This window comes from Treponema denticola (assembly GCF_024181405.1).
In the GTDB taxonomy this organism is placed as follows: domain Bacteria; phylum Spirochaetota; class Spirochaetia; order Treponematales; family Treponemataceae; genus Treponema_B; species Treponema_B denticola_D.
This window is the reverse complement of sequence record NZ_CP051302.1, coordinates 922,954-944,719: the sequence shown is the minus strand read 5'-3', so window position 1 is coordinate 944,719 and position 21,766 is coordinate 922,954. Positions and strand designations below refer to the sequence as shown.

Annotated in this window: 23 protein-coding genes and 2 tRNA genes; 4 read left to right on the top strand and 21 right to left on the bottom strand. The window is 37.3% G+C overall.

The features are described from left to right. Positions 1 to 28: 28 nt before the first annotated feature. The 12 genes from rnhB to ligA all read right to left on the bottom strand — a co-directional run bounded on the left by rnhB (position 29) and on the right by ligA (position 10,227). On the bottom strand, positions 29 to 625 hold the full coding sequence (rnhB, locus tag HGJ18_RS04340) for a ribonuclease HII (RefSeq protein WP_147623645.1): 597 nt from the start codon (positions 623 to 625) through the stop codon (positions 29 to 31). After that, positions 625 to 2,820 (bottom strand): chitobiase/beta-hexosaminidase C-terminal domain-containing protein, encoded by a 2,196-nt coding sequence (locus HGJ18_RS04335; protein WP_366793441.1) that lies wholly within the window; start codon positions 2,818 to 2,820, stop codon positions 625 to 627. The genes rnhB and HGJ18_RS04335 overlap by 1 nt, the downstream gene beginning before the upstream one ends. After that, a complete protein-coding gene (locus HGJ18_RS04330; protein ID WP_002669072.1) occupies positions 2,817 to 3,419 on the bottom strand; it encodes a phosphoribosyltransferase in 603 nt (200 codons plus the stop codon). Before HGJ18_RS04330 ends, HGJ18_RS04335 begins: the two co-directional genes overlap by 4 nt. A gap of 63 nt (positions 3,420 to 3,482) precedes the next feature. Continuing rightward, positions 3,483 to 4,595 (bottom strand): glycosyltransferase family 4 protein, encoded by a 1,113-nt coding sequence (locus HGJ18_RS04325; protein ID WP_253697867.1) that lies wholly within the window; start codon positions 4,593 to 4,595, stop codon positions 3,483 to 3,485. A gap of 63 nt (positions 4,596 to 4,658) precedes the next feature. Further along, a complete protein-coding gene (gene mltG / locus HGJ18_RS04320; protein WP_002669068.1) occupies positions 4,659 to 5,681 on the bottom strand; it encodes an endolytic transglycosylase MltG in 1,023 nt (340 codons plus the stop codon). A 19-nt stretch (positions 5,682 to 5,700) separates the two neighbouring features. Beyond that, positions 5,701 to 5,892, bottom strand: coding sequence for a hypothetical protein (locus tag HGJ18_RS04315; protein WP_002669067.1), 192 nt, complete (start codon positions 5,890 to 5,892; stop codon positions 5,701 to 5,703). Further along, positions 5,889 to 6,851, bottom strand: coding sequence for an MBL fold metallo-hydrolase (locus HGJ18_RS04310; protein ID WP_253697864.1), 963 nt, complete (start codon positions 6,849 to 6,851; stop codon positions 5,889 to 5,891). Before HGJ18_RS04310 ends, HGJ18_RS04315 begins: the two co-directional genes overlap by 4 nt. Before the next feature lie 27 nt (positions 6,852 to 6,878). After that, the gene (locus HGJ18_RS04305; RefSeq protein WP_253697862.1) at positions 6,879 to 7,325 is read right to left on the bottom strand and encodes a YkgJ family cysteine cluster protein; all 447 of its coding nucleotides are present in this window, start codon (positions 7,323 to 7,325) and stop codon (positions 6,879 to 6,881) included. A 74-nt stretch (positions 7,326 to 7,399) separates the two neighbouring features. After that, a tRNA-Tyr gene (locus HGJ18_RS04300) sits at positions 7,400 to 7,481 on the bottom strand. Between the two features lie 6 nt (positions 7,482 to 7,487). Further along, a tRNA-Thr gene (locus HGJ18_RS04295) sits at positions 7,488 to 7,562 on the bottom strand. A gap of 110 nt (positions 7,563 to 7,672) precedes the next feature. Next, on the bottom strand, positions 7,673 to 8,281 hold the full coding sequence (locus tag HGJ18_RS04290; protein WP_253697860.1) for a hypothetical protein: 609 nt from the start codon (positions 8,279 to 8,281) through the stop codon (positions 7,673 to 7,675). Between the two features lie 2 nt (positions 8,282 to 8,283). Next, positions 8,284 to 10,227, bottom strand: a complete 1,944-nt coding sequence (gene ligA / locus HGJ18_RS04285; RefSeq protein ID WP_253697859.1) for an NAD-dependent DNA ligase LigA — start codon at positions 10,225 to 10,227, stop codon at positions 8,284 to 8,286. Between the two features lie 111 nt (positions 10,228 to 10,338). Here ligA and HGJ18_RS04280 point away from each other — a divergent pair, with 111 nt between their 5' ends. The 4 genes from HGJ18_RS04280 to HGJ18_RS04265 are packed head-to-tail and all read left to right on the top strand — an operon-like array spanning position 10,339 to position 13,175. After that, positions 10,339 to 11,373, top strand: coding sequence for a polyprenyl synthetase family protein (locus HGJ18_RS04280; RefSeq protein ID WP_366793437.1), 1,035 nt, complete (start codon positions 10,339 to 10,341; stop codon positions 11,371 to 11,373). 3 nt (positions 11,374 to 11,376) lie between these two features. After that, positions 11,377 to 11,901, top strand: coding sequence for a tetratricopeptide repeat protein (locus tag HGJ18_RS04275; protein ID WP_002671188.1), 525 nt, complete (start codon positions 11,377 to 11,379; stop codon positions 11,899 to 11,901). 3 nt (positions 11,902 to 11,904) lie between these two features. Continuing rightward, positions 11,905 to 12,708, top strand: coding sequence for a TIGR00282 family metallophosphoesterase (locus HGJ18_RS04270; protein WP_002671190.1), 804 nt, complete (start codon positions 11,905 to 11,907; stop codon positions 12,706 to 12,708). Further along, on the top strand, positions 12,690 to 13,175 hold the full coding sequence (locus HGJ18_RS04265) for a SoxR reducing system RseC family protein (RefSeq protein WP_253697854.1): 486 nt from the start codon (positions 12,690 to 12,692) through the stop codon (positions 13,173 to 13,175). The genes HGJ18_RS04270 and HGJ18_RS04265 overlap by 19 nt, the downstream gene beginning before the upstream one ends. A 20-nt stretch (positions 13,176 to 13,195) precedes the next feature. On the opposite strand, the gene HGJ18_RS04260 is transcribed toward HGJ18_RS04265, so the two are convergent. The 9 genes from HGJ18_RS04260 to HGJ18_RS04220 all read right to left on the bottom strand — a co-directional run bounded on the left by HGJ18_RS04260 (position 13,196) and on the right by HGJ18_RS04220 (position 21,747). Next, complete coding sequence (locus HGJ18_RS04260; RefSeq protein ID WP_253697851.1) at positions 13,196 to 14,659, bottom strand: DUF8515 domain-containing protein; 1,464 nt, start codon at positions 14,657 to 14,659, stop codon at positions 13,196 to 13,198. A gap of 95 nt (positions 14,660 to 14,754) precedes the next feature. Continuing rightward, the gene (citX, locus tag HGJ18_RS04255) at positions 14,755 to 16,050 is read right to left on the bottom strand and encodes a citrate lyase holo-[acyl-carrier protein] synthase (protein WP_253697849.1); all 1,296 of its coding nucleotides are present in this window, start codon (positions 16,048 to 16,050) and stop codon (positions 14,755 to 14,757) included. A gap of 13 nt (positions 16,051 to 16,063) precedes the next feature. Next, on the bottom strand, positions 16,064 to 17,095 hold the full coding sequence (locus tag HGJ18_RS04250) for a nucleotidyl transferase family protein (protein WP_253697847.1): 1,032 nt from the start codon (positions 17,093 to 17,095) through the stop codon (positions 16,064 to 16,066). Between the two features lie 6 nt (positions 17,096 to 17,101). Then, positions 17,102 to 17,665 carry a Fe-S-containing hydro-lyase gene (locus HGJ18_RS04245; protein WP_002669045.1) on the bottom strand — a complete coding sequence of 188 codons (564 nt, stop codon included), beginning with the start codon at positions 17,663 to 17,665 and terminating at the stop codon, positions 17,102 to 17,104. A gap of 14 nt (positions 17,666 to 17,679) precedes the next feature. After that, the gene (locus tag HGJ18_RS04240) at positions 17,680 to 18,525 is read right to left on the bottom strand and encodes a fumarate hydratase (RefSeq protein WP_253697846.1); all 846 of its coding nucleotides are present in this window, start codon (positions 18,523 to 18,525) and stop codon (positions 17,680 to 17,682) included. 78 nt (positions 18,526 to 18,603) lie between these two features. Next, positions 18,604 to 19,275, bottom strand: coding sequence for a DUF2259 domain-containing protein (locus tag HGJ18_RS04235; protein ID WP_002669038.1), 672 nt, complete (start codon positions 19,273 to 19,275; stop codon positions 18,604 to 18,606). 103 nt (positions 19,276 to 19,378) lie between these two features. Next, complete coding sequence (locus tag HGJ18_RS04230; protein ID WP_253697845.1) at positions 19,379 to 20,590, bottom strand: ABC transporter permease; 1,212 nt, start codon at positions 20,588 to 20,590, stop codon at positions 19,379 to 19,381. Positions 20,591 to 20,608: 18 nt separating this feature from the next. Continuing rightward, positions 20,609 to 21,058 (bottom strand): FMN-binding protein, encoded by a 450-nt coding sequence (locus HGJ18_RS04225; RefSeq protein ID WP_002679165.1) that lies wholly within the window; start codon positions 21,056 to 21,058, stop codon positions 20,609 to 20,611. Next, positions 21,055 to 21,747 carry an ABC transporter ATP-binding protein gene (locus HGJ18_RS04220; protein WP_002678210.1) on the bottom strand — a complete coding sequence of 231 codons (693 nt, stop codon included), beginning with the start codon at positions 21,745 to 21,747 and terminating at the stop codon, positions 21,055 to 21,057. Before HGJ18_RS04220 ends, HGJ18_RS04225 begins: the two co-directional genes overlap by 4 nt. Positions 21,748 to 21,766 lie beyond the last annotated feature (19 nt).

The following is a 21,766-nucleotide window of genomic DNA, read 5'->3' as shown; positions in this document are numbered from 1 at the left end:
AATACAAGTAAGCTATTTATAAATATTTTTACAAATTTTTTACAAAAAAAGATCTGCGCTGAATCGGACTATAGCCGTTAAATCTAATTGCTTCTATGTGCTTTTTTGTTCCGTAACCCTTGTGTTTTTCATATCCGTATTCCGGATAAAGCCAAGAGTAGCGTATCATCATTTTATCCCTTGCAGTCTTTGCTAAAATAGAAGCAGCCATAACCTCATAAACGGAATCATCAGCCTTTACGAGAGCTTTAATCGAAGAGCAATTTTTAATATTGGGAATAAAGTTACCATCAACAATAATATCCGGTTCTATAAATTTATCATTGTTTAATTTACAGAATTCTTGAAGTTTTAAATAAAGGCCTTCATAAGCTCTTTCCATTGCCAAAAAAGTTGCCTGCAAGATATTTATCTCATCTATTTCATAATTGGATGCCCAGCCGATAGCCCAAATAACATTTGGGTCGGCATATATGGTTTTACGTACTTCTTCTCTTTTTTTTTCTGTCAGTTTTTTTGAATCTTTTAAAATTGAAAAATCAAAGCTGCTTGGAAGGATAACGGCAGCTGCCGTAACAGGACCTGCAAGGGGCCCTCTTCCCGCCTCATCTATACCGCATAACATTATGGTTCTCTCTCAATTGAATTTGAAAAACCTCTGACAATGGGTTTGAATTTAATATCCATTCTTGAATTCTTATTATACCAAACAGCGGTATCCCTATTTTGTGCCGATTCAGGTAAACGGATAAGGTTAAGTTTTCCTAAAGATATTTCCGAATTCCACGCCTCTAAAAACCTTGCAGTAAAATTCGGACTAAGAGAGGCGTTTAGATTATCAAGCTCAATAATCGAATTTGAGGCGGAGATTGCTGCAACCGAAAATCCTTTTCCTGTAAAATCAGTATTTTGAAAAACGGCTGAAGAGTTATTTAGGTTAAATATAAGGCAGTGCTTTGTCTGTTCCGAAATTATCTTAGTATCGGATATATCCAAATGAGAATAGAAAGAACTTAAAACAGGTCCGCCCTCAAAAGCTTGAAGACTTACATTATTAAGTTTTATACTTGCCTTATCTGCATAAATTATCGGAACCTCACGCGGTTCTTCAGCTCTTTCCCTTCTAAAAATTTTAAAGTTTTCAATTTCGAAATTTGCACCTATTACAACAAAACCCGAATTTTTAGAAAAATGAATTGCGGTCTTTTGACCTGCAGAGGTAATTTTTATATTTCTTGTAATAAGCACGGCTTCATTTAAAATACAATCCCCTCTTACATATATTTTCCATTTTTCGGAACTTACCTTATTTTGTTGCAATAGAGATACCTTATTTATATAATCAACAGCTTCATAAATAGAAGAAAAAGGTTTTGACGGATTTCCATCGGAATTTTTAATCTTATAATTATTATCTACATATACGGCATTTTTATCTATTATAAATTCTTTATTGACATTTGCACTCTTATTACCGGCTTCATCCTTATTATAAATATTTACGGAATAAATAGTTTTTTCACCCATAGCTCCGGTTAAAACAATTTCGTCTTTCGAAGACGAAGTAAAAATAGGAGGTTCAATTTCAACTACTGTCTCAACTGAAGCCGATTTAATTTTTATTTTTACATCCGAATTTGTAGGCGATACGGGCGGGCTAAAAGAAACTTCAGGTTTTTCGGGAGGAAGCTTATCTATTGTAAATGATGTTTTCAACTCGCCATGAAAGAGACCATCATAGAAAGCTCTTATTTTAACATCAAAAAAACGTTCTTCTTTTATTCCCACATCAAATATATAAGATGCATCTTTTTTAAATTGAGAAGAATTTTTATCGGGATAAATATAAGTATTGCCGTCACCTGTTTCAAAAAAATAAGTATAACGCTCATCATCAAATTTAAGCTCAATATTTCTATTTACTGCTGTTTTAGGTACCGAGGATAAAACAGGTTTTTTAGGTAAAAATATTTTATTTACATTTTCTTCCTTTGCTTTTACCCAGTAAAATACGGTATCTTTAGTTCTATCAATAAAAACAGGCCCGTCATAAATATTTAAGAGTTGGGAAGCATCGGTTGTTGAATCATCATTTGTTTTTTTGATCAAATAATAAATAGGCACATCGGAATTAAATTCCAAAAAATACCAATTTAACATATTGTACTCTAAATCTTTATCGGGCTTTTCATTTAAAGCGGACTCGGGTATTTTAGGAGAAGGAATACCATCGGGAGATACTTCATAGTTTATTATTTTCTCTGTGATATTTCCCGATTCGGGTACAGCCTTTATTCTAAGCTCTATTTTTCCTTCTTTTTCAAGGTTGATAGGTCCGGTATATAAAAGACCGAAGTCCAAGGGATCGCTTCCATCCACGGAATATATAATTTGTGTTTTAGGAGGATGTTGAATTATAAGTTTTTGCGTCTCATTCCAAGTACCCTCTTGAGGACTTAAAACATTTAAAAGTTTTTTTTCTTCCAAGGGCTCAACAATTAGATGAGCCGGTTTACTTAACTTTCCCGATGAGGTTTGTACCCAAACACAAAGTTCCGTTCCAAAATTAAAAAACGGTCTTTCACCTTTTTTTAGTTTACCGTTTGAATACAAATTGGTAAGCGGATTAAAAGATCTATAAAAAACGTAATCCTCTTGGCTTTCAGGATATTTTATATCAAGGTTTACACCGTCTTTTTTGTAATCTTGTTTTATTTCAAGTTCATCCAATTCATAGCAATTTAAATCTAAAGCAAACAAGCCAAAAGCTGCTATAATGAAACCAATTTTAAGAATGCTATAAATTTTAAGTCTTTTCAATTTATTATTCCTTTAAATACATCTTTTAAAGCAGGATTTTTCGAATAATAGTTTTCTTCGAGTTCTTTATTAGAAAGACCGACTAATTCATGGCTCATATAATGAATCCATAAATTATCCTTTTCCGTATAAATATCATGCTTTCGGCACCAATAATCGGGATGATGCTCATATTGTTCTTTTTTATCATGAAAATATTTATAATCATGAACGGCAATTTTTATATTTTCTCTTTTTAATCCCTGTTTAATTAACTCATCGACGAGATAATTTATTGTAGCACCGGAATCGAAAATATCGTCTACCAATAAAACAGAAGAATCGGCCGGCAGTTTGCTTGGATGGAGCGTCCAACCGTCCAATACTATTTCCGAGTTATTATGAACTCCGGAGTAAGAGTGAGCGACAACTGTTGAATATAAAATCTTCTTTTCGTCTTTATAAGCTATTTTAAAAAATTCACTTATTACATTTGCCAGATAAGCACCTCCTCTCATAGAGGCATAAATAACATCGGGAACATATCCTTCATCATACATCTTTCTGGCGAGAATGAATCCGTTATCTCTTACCGTATTGTAATTTAAAAATTCTTTCATAAAATCCTCGTGATATTAGAAGATTATATCATTTTACGGTATATTTTTCAATATATTTTTCGGTTATTTTTTTAGCAAAGAATCTATGTATTCGATAGTTTGATGAGCGGTAGTTTCCCAATTATATTTTTTTACCCAGTCAAGACCTTTCTCTATAATTTCTTTTCTTTTTGCCGTATTTTTATCGCAATCGACTAAAGAAGAAATGGCTTCTGCAATTTCCTCCGGTTTTTTTGAATTAAAAAACAGAGCAGAATCCCCTGCAACTTCCGGAAGTGCTCCGGCCCTTGCACAAGCAACAGGAACACCGCAGGCCATGGCCTCAATAACCGGTAAGCCGACTCCTTCTATCATCGAAGGAAAGACGCAAAGGTCTGCCGATGAATAAAGTTGAGGAAGACTTTCATGAGGAAAATAACCTGTAAGCAAAATATCCGAAGAAAAGCCCGATTGTATTACCGCATTATGAACAGCTTCGGAATTATTTCCATCAGAACCTGCAATAACAAGACGATGAGTAGAACCTGTTTGCTTTTTAAATAGGGCAAAGGCCTTTATCAATTCTACATGGCATTTTTGTTCATGAGTTATGCGGGAGGCATAAATTATATACGGTCTTTGAATTGCAAAGGGCTGTATTAAAACCCTGTCTTCATCATTTGTGATGGGCTTAAAAAGAGAACAGTCAATACCGTTATATATTACTTTTATATCGGATGCATTTACCCCAAATTGCGATAAATCGTTTTGAATATATTTTGTAGGACTTATAAGGCCTGAGGCATTTTTAAGCGTACGCCTTAAACCCATCTTTGCAATAACTCCAAGGTCTGCAGATAAAAGACTTTGAATGACCAAAATAGAAGGTACGGTAAAAATCGGAGGTAAAAGTTCTACCCCTGCAGGGTAAATGACGGCATCATATCTTTGCTTTTTTATAAAAGAGTTTAAATTTTTAAAATGCCAAATTTTTTCCGAAAATTTTGTATCGGAAATATCTATACCTGTAAAAGAAACATAATCTATGTCGGATGTATATGTATACTTATCAAGTTCGGGACCAAAAAGCTCGAATTCGTAATCATTTTTAGGCAAATTTTTTACAATAGACAGTATATAAGAGCCTATGCCTGAGCGGCCGTGATCACATCCGAATGCATCTACTCCAATTTTCAAAACAAATTCCTCCGAGCGGGAATAATTATATCACAAATGATAATTTTATTCTACAAGTACCTATTATTGACCGGCGGCTTTTTTTAATAAAAGACCTTCTCCGGCCTTATTATGCTCAGTTATGGTTTTTGTAAACACATGTTTTCCGGTATCCGGATCGATCAGTCTGAAATAAAAATAATCCGTATTTGCGGGATTACAGGCAGCATTTAAGGCCGTAAATCCTGGGTTTGAAATAGGCCCCGGCGGAAGACCTTCATGGATGTAGGTATTATAAGGACTTTGAATTTCCAAGTCTTCATAAAAAAGCCGAGTAGGATGCTTTTTATTTTTGATTTCGGTAATTATGTATTCAACGGTTGCACATGATTGAAGCCCCATGTTTATTTTAAGCCGGTTAGTAAAAACGCTTGAAATTATAGGAGCTTCTTCAGGAAGCTGATACTCTCTTTCAATAATGCTGGCCAAGATCACCTTTTTATAAATTTCGTTAAAATCTTTAGGAAAATTCGGAATGGATGAAGTTTTTTCAAAAAAGGTTTTTATGATCATTTTTACCATCATCTCAGGCGTATCTTCTTCTCCGAAAAAATAGGTATCCGGATATAAAAAGCCCTCGGCTGTTTTTGCCTTAATTCCGTTTTTTTCTAAAAAATCGGAATCGGATGTTATTGCAATAAAGTCTTCAGCTTTTATAAGACCTACAGTTTCGAAAACTTGAGCCGTCTTTTTTAAAGTTAAGCCCTCAGGTATTGTAAGCTTTTTAAGGGCTTGAGAGCCTTGGGTCAGCTTATGTAAAATATCATGGGTGGTCATTTCGGGCTTTATTTGATAGGTTCCGGCCTTTAAATTAAGTTTTTTAAGCCTAAGATAGGCATAGGCATAAAGCTCCGAGCGTATAAGATTTTTAGCTTTTAACTCACCAATAACCGTTTTTGCGGCAGTACCGCGCGGTATTTTAAATGTTACAAGCGGCTCTGAAAATTCCAAAGGGGGATTATTAAGCGACAAAACAAAAAATATTGTACCGGCAAGAAGGCCGGCTATACACAATATTATTATGACAATCTTTGATTTATTTTTCATATAAAAAATTCCTTTTTTCTTATAAGGAGGCTTGCTCAAAAAAAGCCTCTGCTTCTCCTATAGTCATCCTCCCATAAACGTACGATTCTGCAAAATCGGATAATGGTTCTAAAACTCTGGGAAGCGAGTCGGCATTTTTTCTGAGGTATAAAGCCAGTTGTTTTAATTCGTTATCTGAAAACAAATATGATACTGATTCGGTTTCACTCATATTAAAAAAGACCTGCCTTCTTGAGCAATAAAAATCTTGATATCGGGAGAACGGGAACAATCCCTGTACCAGTCAGCAGATTGTTTGAGCGAAAATACTTTTTTATCCTGATATGTAGGCTCATGATGAAAAAGAGCAATGCTTTTTATATTCCAACCGGCTGCAAAATCTATGGCTACGGAAAAAGTCGAGTGTCCCCACCCTTCCTTTAAAATTGAATCGGTAAGGGTGTATTGGGCATCAATTATCAGCATCTCGGCATCGGTATAAAATTCGGCATTTTGTTCGTTCCTTTCAAAATCACGAGGACGAAGCTCCGTATCTGTAGAATAAATTATTTTTTTTCCTTTTTCGATTACCGAATAGGCCGTACATCCTCCCGGATGACGCACTCTATGCCAGCCTATCTTAGTATCGCCTATCTCAACATATTTTTGATCAGGCTCAATATATTTAAACTCAAAAGAAGCACCGAATCCGTCTTCTCCTAACATCGAAATAGGAAAATAAGGATACTTCATCTGATCTTCTAAAAATTCTTTTGCTTTTTTTCGGGTACTGTAAACAATTATCTTGTTTCGGGGGTCATAGGCGGGATTAAAAAAAGGAAGACCTTGAATATGATCCCAATGAAAATGTGAAAAAAACAAATGGTATGTCGTGTTTTTTCCATAGTTGGGTCTTTTCATCAAATCGATTCCTAACTCCCTTATTCCTGTTCCTGCATCAAAAATAAGGTGTCCACCGTCATCGGTTTCGACTTCAACACAGGCGGTATTGGATCCTATAGTACCAAAAAGCCATTTAGGAAGAGATGCTAAAAACCTTTCCCTTGAGTCCTGACTTTCAATGTCTTTTAGAGTTATCCTTTGAACTACAGCAGCAATCTTACTTTGAACTTGTGCCGGCGTAAGCGGAGCCGGAAGCGACCCCCTAACACCCCAAAATTTTACAAGCATAAATACTCCAAAAATTCTTCCTTAATTTTAACCTACTCTCCGCTTAATACAAGGTTCAGCTTTTCTCCTTGTAAGAATTTTTTCAATTTTTTCTGCAGAATAAAATTCGCCTTTTCCCATGCCGGGACAATATCGGGCATTTATATCCCACATATCCTTTGAACTTAAAATCGAATTCCAAAAAGGAAAATCCGAGCATTGACGAGGTCTGGCAGTATAGGCCTTACATCCGTCATCCCAAAGTATACAGTCATAATTGGGTTTTTCTTTTAAGGATAGGTACTCAAAACCGTCATCCTTAGGAACCCAGCGGCAATACACTTTTATAAATTCATCTTTCGGCATAGTTGCCCATTCCAATAATCTCGAAAGATCATGTTCGGATAAAAACACAAATCCCGGATCAAATCGGCAGCAGGCCGAACACCTTGTACATGAAAAATTTAAACCGCTTTTCCAGAATTGCTTATCCATAGTCAATAGTATAAAACAAAAAAGGGATTGTTTCAAGCTCTTTTTTATCAAAAGATTTAAAACAATCCCTAAAATGGGGAGTCAAGGATTCGGACCTTGGAAGGCATAGCCAACAGATTTACAGTCTGCCCCCTTTGACCGCTCGGGAAACTCCCCATAAAAAGCCAACTTAGGGATTCGAACCCTAGACCCCGAGATTACAAATCACGTGCTCTGGACCAGCTGAGCTAAGTTGGCATAGACAACAAGAGCGAGTTTACTCGATATACCGGATTTTGTCAAGAGGTTTTACCCGAAATTTCAGATAATTTTCCTTAATTTTTGGGGTATTATAAAAACCGCTATTTTTAAAGGCTGCCCTTTATAAATTTTATTTCTCCATCAGAACCGGCATATAAAAGATATTCCGTATCGGGTTTAAAATTACGTAAACTTACGGTTTTTGTCTTTGCATAAGAAAAAACTTTTAAAAGATAGGGAGAAAAAACTGCATATCCGTAAAGGCTTTTTATAAGTTCTTTTTCTTCTTTTGAAAAAAAAGAGTAATCATAAATTGCAGGATACCCATCTCGGTTATAATAATCAAAAAGTTTTATGCCGGTACCGTACTTTGACTCATTCGAAAAAAGGCGGTAAGGAAATACTATTGAACCTGATTCAAAGGTAAAAACTATACATTCAAGATTAAGCTCCCAGCCCTGCCAGGCTCTTTCGTAACTGTTTATAAGATTTCCGCTCGGCGTAAAAAAAGAAATAACGGCGCTTACCGTTTCGGTATTTTGCCCGAATGTTTTTATTACCGTTCCCGTACTATAAATACTTAAATTTGTTTTAGACAGTTTTTGTTTGATAGAGCCTAATTTATAATTATAAAAATCCGTTAGTCCGAAGATTAAAAAAAACAAAAGAGAAACGGATAAAAAAATAATTAAAAACCTTTTTTTTCTCTTTAACAAGGCTATACCTTCCCAATAAGATTTAAAAAAGCCTCTTCGGTTATGATTGCTGTTCCCAATTCTTGGGCTTTTTTGTTTTTAGATGACCCCGAATCGGGTGTATTGGTTACAAGATAACTTAGGCCCTTTACAACGGAAGATTTTACAGTTCCCCCCTTTTCTTTTACCAAGGCTTCAGCCTGAGCCCTCTTCATCGTGTTAAGCTCCCCAGTAAAACAGAAACTTAAGCCCTTTAAAACTGCCCCCTCTTCCGATGTAAGCGGAGGTTTAATTTTTATATAACCCTTATCTATCAATCCGGTCATCTCATCTTTTAAGATCGAAAGATTTGTTACTAAGGTATGGGATAGAACCTGCCCGAACTGATAAACATTTGCAAAGTCGGCTTCCGAGGCTCCAAGAAGCTCATTCAAATCATTAAAACCCGCTTCTTCAAGTTTTTCAACCATTGTTTCGCCGATTCCCTCAATATCGAAGCCGGCAATAAATTTAGTTAAGCTTATTTCTTTTTTGGAATGGAGGGCCTTATAGACCTTTTCGGCAGAAAGCTTTCCCATTCGGTCTATAGCTGCCAGTTCTTCGACAGTGAGGGTATATAAATCGGTGATTGAATTAACCCGTCCCATCTCAAAAAGTCTTTTTATGAGGGTTATACCGAAATCCCTTATATCGAGAACGCTTATCCATTTTTCGATTCGGTGATGGATAAGTTTAGGGCAGCTCATGTTGGGGCAATAAAGCCTTGTACCCTCATTGGTAAGAGGACTGCCGCATACGGAACAGGTATCGGGATATTCTATTTCTTTAACATCTGGAGGATTTTCTGCAAGGGCTTCTATCTTTGGGATTATCTCCCCCCTCTTGGTTACCACTACCCTGCTTCCGATTTTTAAGTTTAGAGCCTTGATTATGTTCGGGTTTGCAAGGCTTGCTCTTTTTACCGTAGTACCGGCAAGGCGTACAGGCTCGATAAGGGCTATGGGGGTATAGGTAGCCCCCGACTCGCTCCATTCGATTTCTTTTAGGACGGTAACCGCTTCTTCCAAGCTGAACTTAAAAGCTATCTGCTTTTCTGGACGGGCTCTTTTCATGTCCTCGGGATCGATTGTATCGTTTTTTATTACAAGGCCGTCTATGTCATAGTCCAAGGAAGGGCGGATATCCATAACATGAGCCCTATATTCTATTACTTCAGCAATACTTTTACAGTATTTTACTTCAACACAATTAAAGCCCGCTTTTTTAAGCCAGACGAGTTTTTCGGACTCGGTTTTAAAGGGGTCATCTCCCGTAAAAGGGCGGCCTATACTTCCTTGAACGGCATCATAGGCAAAAAGATTTAGGTGTTCGCACAATTCTCCGTTCTTTTTTTTCATAAGCCCGTTGGCTGCATTTCGGCAATTAGCCTTATCTTTAAAGTATTTTTGATGAATGGAACGGAGCATTATAACCTCGCACCTTATTCCGCCCGAAAAGGGTTTAGCCCCATCAGCTGCGGCAGTCCCCTCATTTACAGTAATGTCTTTTATCAGCCCTTTCATTTTAAGTACATTCTCGGTTATATCGTCCCCGATTTTTCCGTCGCCTCTGGTAACGGCACGCACAAAATGCCCTTCTTCGTATTGAAGCTCAAGACTTGCCCCGTCCATTTTATATTGCACGATATATTCTTTAAAGGGCATCTTTAAGGCCCAAGCTTCAAATGAAGGCGGATCGGCAGCCTTTTCTTGACTTCCCATAGGAATAATATGTTCCGACTTTGCAAATCCATCGGTAGATTCCAGCGGAACCGTAAAAAAAAGTTTATTTTGAGGATCCAGTGCTTTTAATTCATCCCAAAGAGCATCGAATTCCGCATCCGAAATTTCAGGCTGGGCATTATAATAAAGGTCTTGATGTTTTTTTATGGTCTTTTCAAGGTCTAAAATTCTTTTTTCTTTTGCCATAATTCTGCTCCAAAATTTTTATAGCATTCTTATTCTACCAAAAAAGAAGAATTTGGGCAATTACCAAATATAGATTGCCAATTTTTCCTTTTTGTGATATATTGTGAAAAGATGATGGAATTAAAAAATAGGCTTGAACATATAGAAAAAACTCTCGATTGTTTTTTGCCCGAAAAAATAAATTCTTCGTGGATTTCTCAAAGTTTCGGCGAATTAGCTTACGGCTTGCCGGACGGCTTTTTTTTGAATATCATCAATCCTGTAAGGGATTTGGTAAAACGCGGAGGAAAAAGGTGGCGCCCCCTTCTATGTGTTCTTTCATGCGAACTTGCAGAAGGCGATCCCGAAAAGGCCTACCCCCTTACCCCCCTCATCGAATTTTGTCATACGGCAAGCCTCGTCCATGACGATATAGAGGATAAATCCGATACCCGCAGAGGGGCTCCTGCGGCTCACATAAAATACGGGCTTGATACGGCTTTAAATTCCGCCTCATGGCTTTATTTTGAAGCCCTTAATCCCCTGATAAATTATGAAACGTCCGAATCCGTAAGGGCCGTAATATACTCGCTTTACTCGCAAAATTTAAGAAGGCTTCATTTAGGGCAGTCTATGGACATAGGCTGGCATTCAAATCCCGATATAATTCCGTCAGTTGACGAATACATAACTATGATAAGCCTGAAAACAGGCTCTCTTGCAAAGTTGGCAGGAGAATTAGGCTTTATAGCTGCCGGTAGACCTATCAATGAAGTTCTGGAATACGGAAAACTTATGACCGATATGGGTATAGGTTTTCAGATATTGGACGATGTAAAAAATATTACTGAAGGCAACGCCGGTAAAAGGCGGGGCGATGACATAGTTGAAGGCAAAAAAAGCCTTCCTCTAATTTTTTATACGGAAGAAAATCCTGAAGGTGCCGAAAAAATAAAGCTTTTATTTAAGCAGGCTTCAAAGGAAGGTATAGAATCTCCTGCAGTCGAAGCCTCGATTTCGGCTATTTGTTCTTCAAAGGCTGTAAAAAGGGCAGAAGATTACGGCAAAAAGATTGTAGAAGCTTCATTGATAAAGCTTCAAAATAATTACAAACAAAACGAAGCAAAAGAACTTATCTTCGATTTGTTTAACACGATATTGAGGTAGAAAATGCAAGAATCGGCTCAATTTTTTAACGATACGGGAGTAAGCATGTCTATGCAGGGCTTTCACAATGAAGCTATAGCCTGCTTAAAAAAAGGGCTTGCCCTTGAACCCGATAACAGCCTGATGTGGCTCAACCTAGGTTTGAGCTACTATGCCGCTAAAAGGCAAAACGACAGTAAGTTTGCCCTTTTTCAGTCCTTAAAATACAATCCCTATGAGGCTGACGCTTGGGATTCATTAGGGCTTGTTTTATTTGAAACGGGAGACATCGATCAGGCAGAAAGAGCCTTTGAAAGCGCTATAAAACTGGAGCCCGAAAACGGAAGGGTTTGGAATAATTACGGAACGGTTTTGTTTAATAAGGAAAACTATAGGGCTGCACGGAGAGCCTTTGAATCGGCCGTTACACTTGACCCTGAAATGGGAGATGCGGTTTTTAACTTGCGTGATACCTATCTTGAATTGGGAATGAATGATTTGGCTGAAAGATGCAATAAAATTTTAAAAGAGATGGATTATCAAGAATAAATAATGAATATTTTATATATTGCCGAAATTACAGGCAAGGCCGGTGTATGGCTAGTAAAAACACAACTTCCAAATTTAAAAGAAAAATATAAGGCCGATTTTGTTATTGCTAATGCAAATTCGGCTACAGGCTCGGGGGGGCTTGGAAAACAGCATGCAGTCTACTTAAAAAAGCTCGGTATCGACTGTATCACTTCAGGAGATTTAATCTTTCAAAAAAAAGACTTGGTAGATGACCTTCCTAAAACACCCCATGTACTACGCCCCTTTAATTTGCCGTCTGAATCTCCCGGCAACGGATGGAAGATTTTTAATTTAAAACCGAACAAAAAAATAGCCGTCGTTTCAGTCATCGGCAGAATAGGACATCACAAAATAATGGCTGAAAACCCCTTTACTGAAACCGAAAAACTTGTTTCCCGATTAAAAGAAGAAGCGCATATCATCTTTGTGGATTTTTCCTCTTTTGCAACAGCAGAAAAACAAGCCCTAGGCTTTTTGCTTTCAGGCAAGGTTTCAGCCCTGATCGGATCGGGAACAAGGGTGCAGACAGCCGATGAGTGTATTTTAGAAAATAAAACCGCCTACATAACGGATGCAGGCAGAACAGGAAGCCTTAATTCTGTGGGCGGATATGCGATTGAAGATAAAATAAGAGAATACCGCACCTGCCTTCCCGATTTCGGAAAAGACGCTTGGGCACGCCCCGTCCTTCAAGGCCTTTTTATCAAAACCGATGATGCGGGAAACGCAATAGAAATAAAAAGAATTTTTGAGGAGTCGGAACTTTGCAAAGATACGGAATAGTTACATCAGTGTGGACTGATAAAAACAATGTAGAAAAGATAAACATAGATTTGGATAATTCAAAGACCGAAAACGCCTGCTCCATAAAACAAAAAGATTGCTATGCGGTAAAAAGCTGTGCAACTTGCGGAGGCTGCGGTTTTGCCGGCAAAAATAAGGAAAAGGGGCTTTTGGCAGTCAGCGGAAATAAGATTACGGCCTTAAACAATAGCGGAAGAAATTTAAAAAAGGGAGACTTCGTTATTGTAGAAATTAATGAAACCCAAACACGGATTCAAACCCTTTCTTCTGTTATTCTTCCCTTACTTTTAGCCTTTGTTTTCAGTTTGAGCTCCTACCTCATTTTTTACACCGAAAAAGCGGCTGTAGGAGGGCTTTTTTTAGGACTTTTAACGGGAACTGCCCTAGCCTTTTTATTAAAAAATAAAATGGGAGATAAGGCCCTGCCTCAAGTAATAAACAACTGATTTTTAATAAGCAGCTGATTTTATGGATTGAATACTCCGGGTTGGGGAGCCCTGATTCTGACCAAGGCTGTAAAGGCATCAGAGTTCAAACTCATAAATTGCTCTATTGAAGTTTCTTTTCCGCTTTCGTAAACATCAATATGAAAATTACCGAAAACGTCAAAATAAGGGAAAAAAGCTGCAATATGGTGATATTGTCTAAGAGGGGGACTTCCTTTTTCCGGGCTTGCAGTCCGGCTTACTGCTCCTAAATAAAAATGCCCCGGCTCGCTTATGGCAAGGTAATAAAGGAGAGCTTGCAAATACGAAGTCTGATAACCCGCTGTTTTTTCATATCCCTTAAACGAAGCAAAATCTTCTTTTACATTCTTTTGCTTTATGGGAGGCACAAGAGCAAAGGGTTCAACCGTAACATCAACTCCTGAGCCTATGGGCTTTACAGTACGCTTTACGTTTAAGCTTAAGGCTGCAGCCGCAAGATTGCGTATCCACTCAAGACCGAAATAGAGTTCTCTTTCTTTGTAAGGCTTGGTAAAATAAGTATCAGGCACATCAGTTTCGGTTTTAAGGCTTTTAATAAAGATACCCTGCCCTGCGATGGGCCGAATCATTCCGTCCACTATCCATTTGGCAAAACCTGAACAGTTTACACCGCCCTTTACGTCTTTAAGCCTTTGGTCGGGCCGAACGGCTTTAACAATATCATCTTCAGTCTGAGGCCTTCCGTCCATTAAATGGACAGGCTTACCGAATTCGTCAAAGGCTCCGTCTTGAATATAAACCAAGGTCTTTAACCTTTCCCGAATTGTATCTGATGCCGCTTCAACACCGTTATAAAAAATAGGCGGATTAAAGATATCCCAAGGGAGCATATCCTTTGTAATGTCCCTTAGTTTTAAAAGAGATAAATAATATAAATTCTCAAAAGGAATACCTACGGAAATATCTTTTCTGACATAAGTATTAAAAAGACAAATACTTATAAGCGATTTATCTTTTGATGATGAAGGTCTTATGCTTAAATAAAGTTCAGGATTTTCACGCGGATAAATTTTAATACATTCGGGCGCTCCGGTTTCATAATTCCGGTATAAAATCCATGTCCCTTGCGGAACCTTTTCGAGGTTTGAAAACTCGGTATCGATGGGGCTTATAACTACGGCAAGAAGCTTTTTCTCTTTTAGATATACCGATCTTATTTTAAAAAGGTTTCCGGCCGAATCCGCGTCAATGTGTAAATGCCGGGAGGCAATTTCTTCAGGAGCCGCTAAAAGCCATGATTTTGCAATATCCCTTCTAACCAAGGCGGAATCGGGCACTCTATCTAAAGGAACCAGAGGAATCAGCCCATCATCAACCTTTAAAAATTCGCTGTCATAAGACTCCTTAATATCATCATCAGAATAAACGGAAAAAAAAGAAAGAGAAAAAAACAAAATAAAAATATATTTTTTAAAGTTTATATTAAAACTGCCCATGTTCATAGTATCGGCTAAATTAATAGGGAACTTAAAGTGAAGATATTAAAGAGTCTTAGCGTTTTTAGGGCTTATTTTTTATTCCATTCTTATAAGCTCTGTCAAACAAAACTCTCCCTTATCAGCTTCAGATTATACAAAATAATAATCTTATCTGCCGTTCCGCCTGTGGAGATATTGTTTTTTTCGCACCATTCGGAAAATTCTTTTATAGCTCTTTCTTGAGCCGGCCCTTCCTCTATGCAAAGGAGACTGTGAGCTTTTTTTTGTACTTCAAGTAGGGCTTTTTCGCCCTTGCGTTTTATAATTGTAGTATCGCAGGTAGTTTCAATCATCTTAACAATAATTTTTACAAAGTCCCCGCCTTCCGAAAAAGTTTTTTTATAGAGGGGTAGCCAATTTTGAAAGTGTTCTGCAAAACCTGAAAGGGCTAAGCCCCTCACTCCCCCACTCCCCAAATTATTAAAGGCTTGTAAAGAAGACGGGGAGCAGGCTTTAAGCTCAAAATCTTTTTTTAGGGGAAGAGAAAAGTCTGCAATTTCTTTGCTTAAATCGGTAAAGGCTTTTTTTTCTTTTATTATACGGAAGGTACAGGCATTTAAGATAAGAAGCAAAAATAAGGCACCCTTATAGGTGTTTACCCCGCCCGTTAAATCGAAAAGTTTTTTTTCTTGTTTTTTCCCGTATTCACGCAAGGCCTCAAAGGATTCGCAATCTTTTCCGCTTAAATTTTTAATTGCACTCCCTATTAAAGGAATACATTTTAGCATGAGTAAAAAATCCATATCTCTGTGGGAGCCTTGGGAATTAGCCGTAACACAGCCGAAGCCCAATGGACGGCAAAGCTCTGCAAGGAGGGAGCTTTCGGTTAAATTACCCAAAAGTTCAAAAATATCTCCATCGTAAAACCAATCTTCATGAACTTTTTTTAAGATAAAATCCATTATTTCTTTTTGGGAATGGGTGCGGTTCCTCGCACAAATAACGGCATCTTTTTCGCATAAAAAACATTTCCGCCTCTTATTCTCATGGGAAAAATCATTACGCGAAAAAAGTTTTTTCGCAGTTAAAACATCGATATCGGCAAGGCGGCCTAGGGCTTCATCATCTTCAATTTTTATGCTTAAAGCCTTCACTTCCAAGGGCGGAGCATCTACAATCAAAAAAAAGATTAAGCCTTCTTCATCGGTGTAGGAATGAAAAATTTTTAGCGGAGCCATCTTTTTTTTACATTCCAAAAAAATGCGGTATACAATCCAATTCGATTCGATTGAGCCCTTCTTTCCTCCCGGAATATTGGCCCTGATTACTACAAGTGTTTTAAAAGGAAAACGGCTTAAAAGTTCTTTTTCAAAAAAGTCGGTTTTTTCTCTTTTTTCCAATAAAGATAAACTCATCTTTTCTCCGGTATCAATTAGTTTTTTGTTTTAAAGACCTTAAAAAATTATAAGTTATTTCCGGTAAAAAGGAACGTACTTCTTCAAGACTATTATTTTGAAATGCCTTTCGAACTTGCGTTGCGGAAATGATTTGCTGATTTTGAGTTTTTTTACGCTTAATTATTTTTACCTCACATTGAGGAGGGAGTTCATTCAATAGAGTTTGATTATATATTTCGGTACTCGGGTCTAAGGGTTCTTCTCCCAAAAAGCGAATTTTAATATTAAAAAGAGGTACAAAGTATTTTAAAAATATCCTTGCATCAAGCTGGGTTTGATTTTTGCTTATTAAACTTTTTTCTTTTAAAAAATAGGACGGAAATGTTGCTCCGCTTATTAAAAATTGAGATGAGGGAAGCACTACTACATTTTTTAAGTCGTCCGTATTTTTTTTGATAAGCATAAAACGGTCATTAAAAGAAAAAAAACTTTTGTCGGTCTCAACGGCAAAAACAAAAAGGCGGCTCTTGCTTCCGCAATAGTCTAAGGCTTTTTCTATTAAATATCTGTGGCCGAGGGTAAAGGGATTTGCATTCATAACTATGGCTGCATTTCCCTCATCGCTTATACTTTCAAGTATACTGTCGGGGCAATAAGGAAAAAGCTCATTCTTTAAAACCTCCTCTACGGTTTTTTCTCCCCTGTATAATAAGGAAGAATCATCCGATGAGGCTAAGTTTATAAAACCTGCTCCCGTAAAAAAAGAAACGCTTGATCTTTTTGTAAATATAAAAAAGAACTTATAACCTTCTCCGTAAGCGTCTTTTAAGAGGGCCGATAAAATCTCATCGGTAAGACCGAGGCCCTTAAATTCATCTTTTACGGCAAAGCATTTTAAGATATTTTTTTCCCGCCCTCCGCAAGCGGCCAAATTGTCGGCTTCATCAAAAATGCCGTAAACACTTTCAAGGGAGTCCGCAATAAGGCCATTTTCTTTTAAAAGAGCTGTAAATTTTTCTTTTTGACTTTTAAGCTCTAGGTTAATTTTTTGTAAATTAGTCATCTACCTTTAGTTTAGGCTTTTTAAGTATTCTTCGCGTCCCAGTTTATAAAGGTTGTTCCCCTTGGAATCGATTATGCAGGTTACGGGAAAGTCTTCAACATATAGCTTACGGACAGCTTCAGCTCCCAAATCTTCATAGCAGATAACCTCAGCCGATTTAATTCGGCTTTTAATCAAGGCAGCGGCTCCTCCTATGGCGGCAAAATAACAAGCTCCATGTTCTATTATTTTTGCAACTACCTCATCGTTTCTTTTTCCTTTTCCGACCATAGCCATAAGCCCCTCATCTAAAAGCTGAGGTGTATAGGCATCCATTCGGTAACTGGTTGTAGGCCCTGCAGAACCTATGGGCTCTCCGGGCTTTGCAGGACTCGGTCCTACATAGTACATGACAGCCCCCTTTACATCTATGGGGAGTTTTTCTCCCTTTTCTAAAAGTTCGCATAGGCGTTTGTGAGCTGCATCTCTTCCCGTATAAATATAGCCGTTTAATAAAACAATATCTCCGGCCTTAACATCTTTTAAATCTTCCCTTGTAAATGGTGTTGTAAGTTTTTTCATCTCAGACATTTTTCCTTCCTCCCTTATAAAGTAACTTCCTTATGGCGTGTTGCATGACAGTTTATATTTACACAAATAGGAAGACCTGCAATATGTGTGGGATAGGTTTCGATTAAAACCCTTAAAGCCGTAGTCTTGCCTCCGTAACCTTGGGGGCCTATACCTAAGGCGTTGACTTTCTCAAGCATTTCTTTTTCGAGGTCTGCATAGAAAGGATCGGGATTATAACTATCCATAGGTCTCATCAAGGCTTTTTTTGCTATTAAGGTTACCTTATCTACGGTACCGCCTATTCCTACACCTACAACTATGGGAGGACAGGGGTTAGGGCCTGCAAGTTCTACAGTTTCCAATATGAATTTTTTTACCCCCTCAAGGCCGTCGGAGGGTTTAAGCATTCCAAGGCGGGACATGTTCTCTGAGCCGAAGCCCTTTCCTGCAAACATAATATGAAGTTTATCGCCGGGTACGATATTATAATGGATTACGGCAGGTGTATTATCCTTTGTGTTTACCCTGTTGTAAACGGGATCGGCAACAACGGATTTTCTTAAATAACCTTCCGTATAGCCCTGTCTTACGCCCTCATTTATAGCATCTTCAATATAGCCGCCTTCAATGTGAACGTCTTGCCCAATCGTAACAAAAACTACGGCCATTCCCGTATCTTGGCACATGGGCGAATTCGTATTTTTTGCAATATCGGCGTTTTCTATAATCTGGTCGAGAGTATCACGGGCTAAGCTCCATTTTTCGGCTTCCCGCGACATCTTTAAACTTGTCAATACATCTTGAGGAAGATAATAAGCGGCTTCAATAGCCATCCTTTTAACCTCTTCCGTAATTTTTTTTGCTTCTACAATGTGCATACTCAAAAATACCCCCAAAAGTTATTCTTGGGGGTAATTATAGAACATTAAAAGATTACTGTCAATTGATTAGGAGAGTTATAGCTTAATAGTTTCTACCATGTAGCGGATGGAGTTTCCAAGTTTATCATATTGATGTTTTTCGATTACAAAGATGAGGCTTGTGTTTGTGTTATCGATAATTACTTTTTTTATTGCGTAGTCCCGCACTCCTGATCTGGTTTTTCCTTTTTGACCGGCTGCTTTTTTTATCTTATTGCCGTTAGGTTTGATGATTTCGACTTCAATATAGAAAGAAGCTTCTAAATTGGATTTTTTATCCTTATACAGCATCACCTTATACTCGTCATTGGTTTCAAAGTCTTTAAAAATCAAGGTAGTTTCGTTTATTGTAGAATCCGTAGCTGCATAAATAGCCCTTCCCTCGTTTTTATCGCTTATCTTCCATTTTAAAAGAGAAGGATTTGCCCTATCCAAAAGGCTTAAAAATATATTTTTACTGTCTTTATCTGCCGTTTCAGATGTCGGACTTGTTATAAAGCGTCCTGAAGGTAAAAACTTATTTTCTGCTACATCTACCCCATAAATTTCTGCATAGGCACGGTAGGTTTGATCGGTTAATCCGTATTGCCCGAAAGCAAATTTACTTCCGTCAGCCGAAAAACCTAAATTAACAAAGGTTGCAATATCGCCTGCAAACAGAAAAAAAGAACAAAAAATAAAACAAAAAGAAATCATAGCTTTACGCATAATACACCTCTCATCTGCTTAAAATATCGGTTAAAAAAAAAATAACTAAAGCCTTTTTAAAATTGAGATAAAGCAGACTTTTACACTTGAATAAATCAGGCTTTTAAGATTTTGATAAAGCCGGTTCTTCTTTTGTAAAACTATACATAGTTTTAAGGGCTGCAAGGGGGCCTATTACCGAAATAAGGGCAAAGGTCAAAAGAAAGCAAACAAATGTCCAAAGAAAAGAAGGGTTTAAAAAAGGCATCTTCATTCCTGTAACAATTGCCTGATTAAATAAAAACATAATCAAACATGAAAGAACCGTTCCTATAATTGCTCCCGACATACTTATCATAAGAGATTCTAAAACCGCAAGTTCAAATAACTTCTTTTTGGTACTTCCTATTATCCTCAACATTCCGAATTCTTCTTTACGCTCATTAAAAATCGAAGAAAAAGAAACAGCCAACACGATAAATGAAAGAATCCATAGGATCGCAATAAGGATATAAACATAGATATTTAAGCTTGAAATACTTGAAGATATATTTGTCATCATCCTCTTTGATATTAAAGGATAAATTTCTTCTCCCTTAAATTCTTCTCTTATCTTTTTAGCTACCTCACCTGCGTCATATCTCGGATTAATCCTTACCATAACACTTGAAATCAAATTTTCATTTTTTGCAACAGGATGCTGCGTAATTCTTTCGTACTCTTTTGCAAGCTTCCTTGCATTTTCTATTGTCATAAAAATAGAATTATCAAAGCCCATTCCCGTTTTAGTCAAACGGCCTGCAATCACAAAGGGTTGATTAAAAAATTTTACTTGAGAATTATAATCGCCGGATATATTACTTCCGGCTACAATTTGATTATCCAAAAGAGGAAGTTTTATCTGTTTTTTAAGCCAAGGTTTTACATTAAAATCTGAATCAAAATCGATACCTATAATCTGTAAAGGAAAAGAGCAGCAGCCTGCAGAGAGGGTTGCAATAAAAAGCTGGGGAGACGCAAGTTCAACCCCTTCAATTTTTTTTACACGTTCTACGACTTCAGTATCAAAATAAAAACTATTAGGCTCCCCTCTCAATAAGGCGCTTTCAATCTTTGAGTCATAACCTTGGGGCACGACAATAATATCCGCACCCAGACGATTTGAAAGCGACAACATTCCGCCCCTTAAACTTTTTACCAAAAAACTGCCTGCAAAAAGACTAAAGGCTAAAACAGCCGTCAGAATAATTAGGCTTGCAGTTCTAAAAGGTTTTCTTTTAATATTTAATTTTGCAAGCTCAAACACGGTCAGTTTTTTTGTTTGTAAATTTTCCATAGTTTTTTAGAGGTTTCCTTAATTTTCTTTTGCATTTTGCATTGCACCCTGCAATGCATTTTCAACCGCATCTTTAAACAGTTTATAAGAAATTGAAGCTCCGGCAATTACATCGACATCATCAATATTTTGAGTTTCAATTAATTTTTGACCGTACTCCGCAGCTTTTAAAACAGAGGCTTGAGCAATTTTATAAAGGCCCATATTTTTTATAACTCCATCAACCTTTCCGTATTCAGGCCCTTTTAGATTGCCGTTTTTTTCGTAAGACAAAAACGTACACTCGACAATCTTACCTTCTTCAATTTTTATTTCAACCTCGGCTGTTCCGCCCCAATCATCTTTAATATTGGCAAAAGACTTATAGACGCCGTCTTTGTATTTTATACTCTTCTTTGTTTCCGTTTTTGAACAAGAAAAAATACAGATAAAACACAGTGCAGTCAAAATAATTTTATAATTTTTCATACATTCTCTCCTCTTGAGGGTCTTACCCTGCTCATTTTTTCAATTCTTGCTATTTTACCGTGCTCAAGAACAACCATCCGTTCAGCCTGATCTGCAACCTCAGGATCATGGGTTACAACTATGATGGTGCTTCCCGCATTATGGAGCTTTTCAAAAATTTCCATTACAAGTTTTTCATTCTTTTCGTCAAGGTTTCCCGTAGGTTCATCGGCAAGCAGGAGCTTGGGATGATTTATCAGAGCACGGGCAATACAGACACGCTGCTGTTCTCCTCCCGATAATTGATTAGGCAGATGCTTGGCTCTTTCTTTTAAGCCCACACTTTCAAGGGCATCAAGAGCTTCCTTTTCATCGGGGAGGCTGTGATAATACTGGGCCATCATAACATTTTCAAGAGCTGTAAGATAGTTTACAAGGTGAAATTGTTGAAAAACCAAACCTATCATATCCCGCCTGACTATCGTTAATTCTTTAGAAGAAAGTTTTGAAATGTCCTGACCAGCCAAATCAATTTTTCCTAAAGAAGGCTTATCCATACAGCCGATTATGTTCATCAATGTGGTTTTACCTGAACCCGAAGGCCCCATTATGGAAAGCCACTCTCCTTCTTCAACCGTTAAATTTATTTTATCGAGGGCTTTTAGATCTCCATATATTTTTGAAATTTCGGTTAAGGTTAAAATATTCATAAATTAAAATTCTCCTTAA

Bases quoted from the DNA above. Each gene is read 5' to 3' on its own strand.
- HGJ18_RS04275 (WP_002671188.1), top strand. From the start codon at position 11,377: ATGCAAGAATCGGCTCAATTTTTTAACGATACGGGAGTAAGCATGTCT.
- HGJ18_RS04280 (WP_366793437.1), top strand. From the start codon at position 10,339: ATGATGGAATTAAAAAATAGGCTTGAACATATAGAAAAAACTCTCGAT.
- mltG (WP_002669068.1), bottom strand. From the start codon at position 5,681: ATGAAAAATAAATCAAAGATTGTCATAATAATATTGTGTATAGCCGGC.
- HGJ18_RS04310 (WP_253697864.1), bottom strand. From the start codon at position 6,851: ATGCTTGTAAAATTTTGGGGTGTTAGGGGGTCGCTTCCGGCTCCGCTT.
- HGJ18_RS04260 (WP_253697851.1), bottom strand. From the start codon at position 14,659: ATGAACATGGGCAGTTTTAATATAAACTTTAAAAAATATATTTTTATT.
- HGJ18_RS04305 (WP_253697862.1), bottom strand. From the start codon at position 7,325: ATGGATAAGCAATTCTGGAAAAGCGGTTTAAATTTTTCATGTACAAGG.
- HGJ18_RS04220 (WP_002678210.1), bottom strand. From the start codon at position 21,747: ATGAATATTTTAACCTTAACCGAAATTTCAAAAATATATGGAGATCTA.
- HGJ18_RS04315 (WP_002669067.1), bottom strand. From the start codon at position 5,892: ATGAGTGAAACCGAATCAGTATCATATTTGTTTTCAGATAACGAATTA.
- HGJ18_RS04230 (WP_253697845.1), bottom strand. From the start codon at position 20,590: ATGGAAAATTTACAAACAAAAAAACTGACCGTGTTTGAGCTTGCAAAA.
- citX (WP_253697849.1), bottom strand. From the start codon at position 16,050: ATGAGTTTATCTTTATTGGAAAAAAGAGAAAAAACCGACTTTTTTGAA.
- HGJ18_RS04225 (WP_002679165.1), bottom strand. From the start codon at position 21,058: ATGAAAAATTATAAAATTATTTTGACTGCACTGTGTTTTATCTGTATT.
- ligA (WP_253697859.1), bottom strand. From the start codon at position 10,227: ATGGCAAAAGAAAAAAGAATTTTAGACCTTGAAAAGACCATAAAAAAA.
- HGJ18_RS04240 (WP_253697846.1), bottom strand. From the start codon at position 18,525: ATGCACATTGTAGAAGCAAAAAAAATTACGGAAGAGGTTAAAAGGATG.
- HGJ18_RS04245 (WP_002669045.1), bottom strand. From the start codon at position 17,665: ATGTCTGAGATGAAAAAACTTACAACACCATTTACAAGGGAAGATTTA.
- rnhB (WP_147623645.1), bottom strand. From the start codon at position 625: ATGTTATGCGGTATAGATGAGGCGGGAAGAGGGCCCCTTGCAGGTCCT.
- HGJ18_RS04270 (WP_002671190.1), top strand. From the start codon at position 11,905: ATGAATATTTTATATATTGCCGAAATTACAGGCAAGGCCGGTGTATGG.
- HGJ18_RS04250 (WP_253697847.1), bottom strand. From the start codon at position 17,095: ATGACTAATTTACAAAAAATTAACCTAGAGCTTAAAAGTCAAAAAGAA.
- HGJ18_RS04235 (WP_002669038.1), bottom strand. From the start codon at position 19,275: ATGCGTAAAGCTATGATTTCTTTTTGTTTTATTTTTTGTTCTTTTTTT.
- HGJ18_RS04330 (WP_002669072.1), bottom strand. From the start codon at position 3,419: ATGAAAGAATTTTTAAATTACAATACGGTAAGAGATAACGGATTCATT.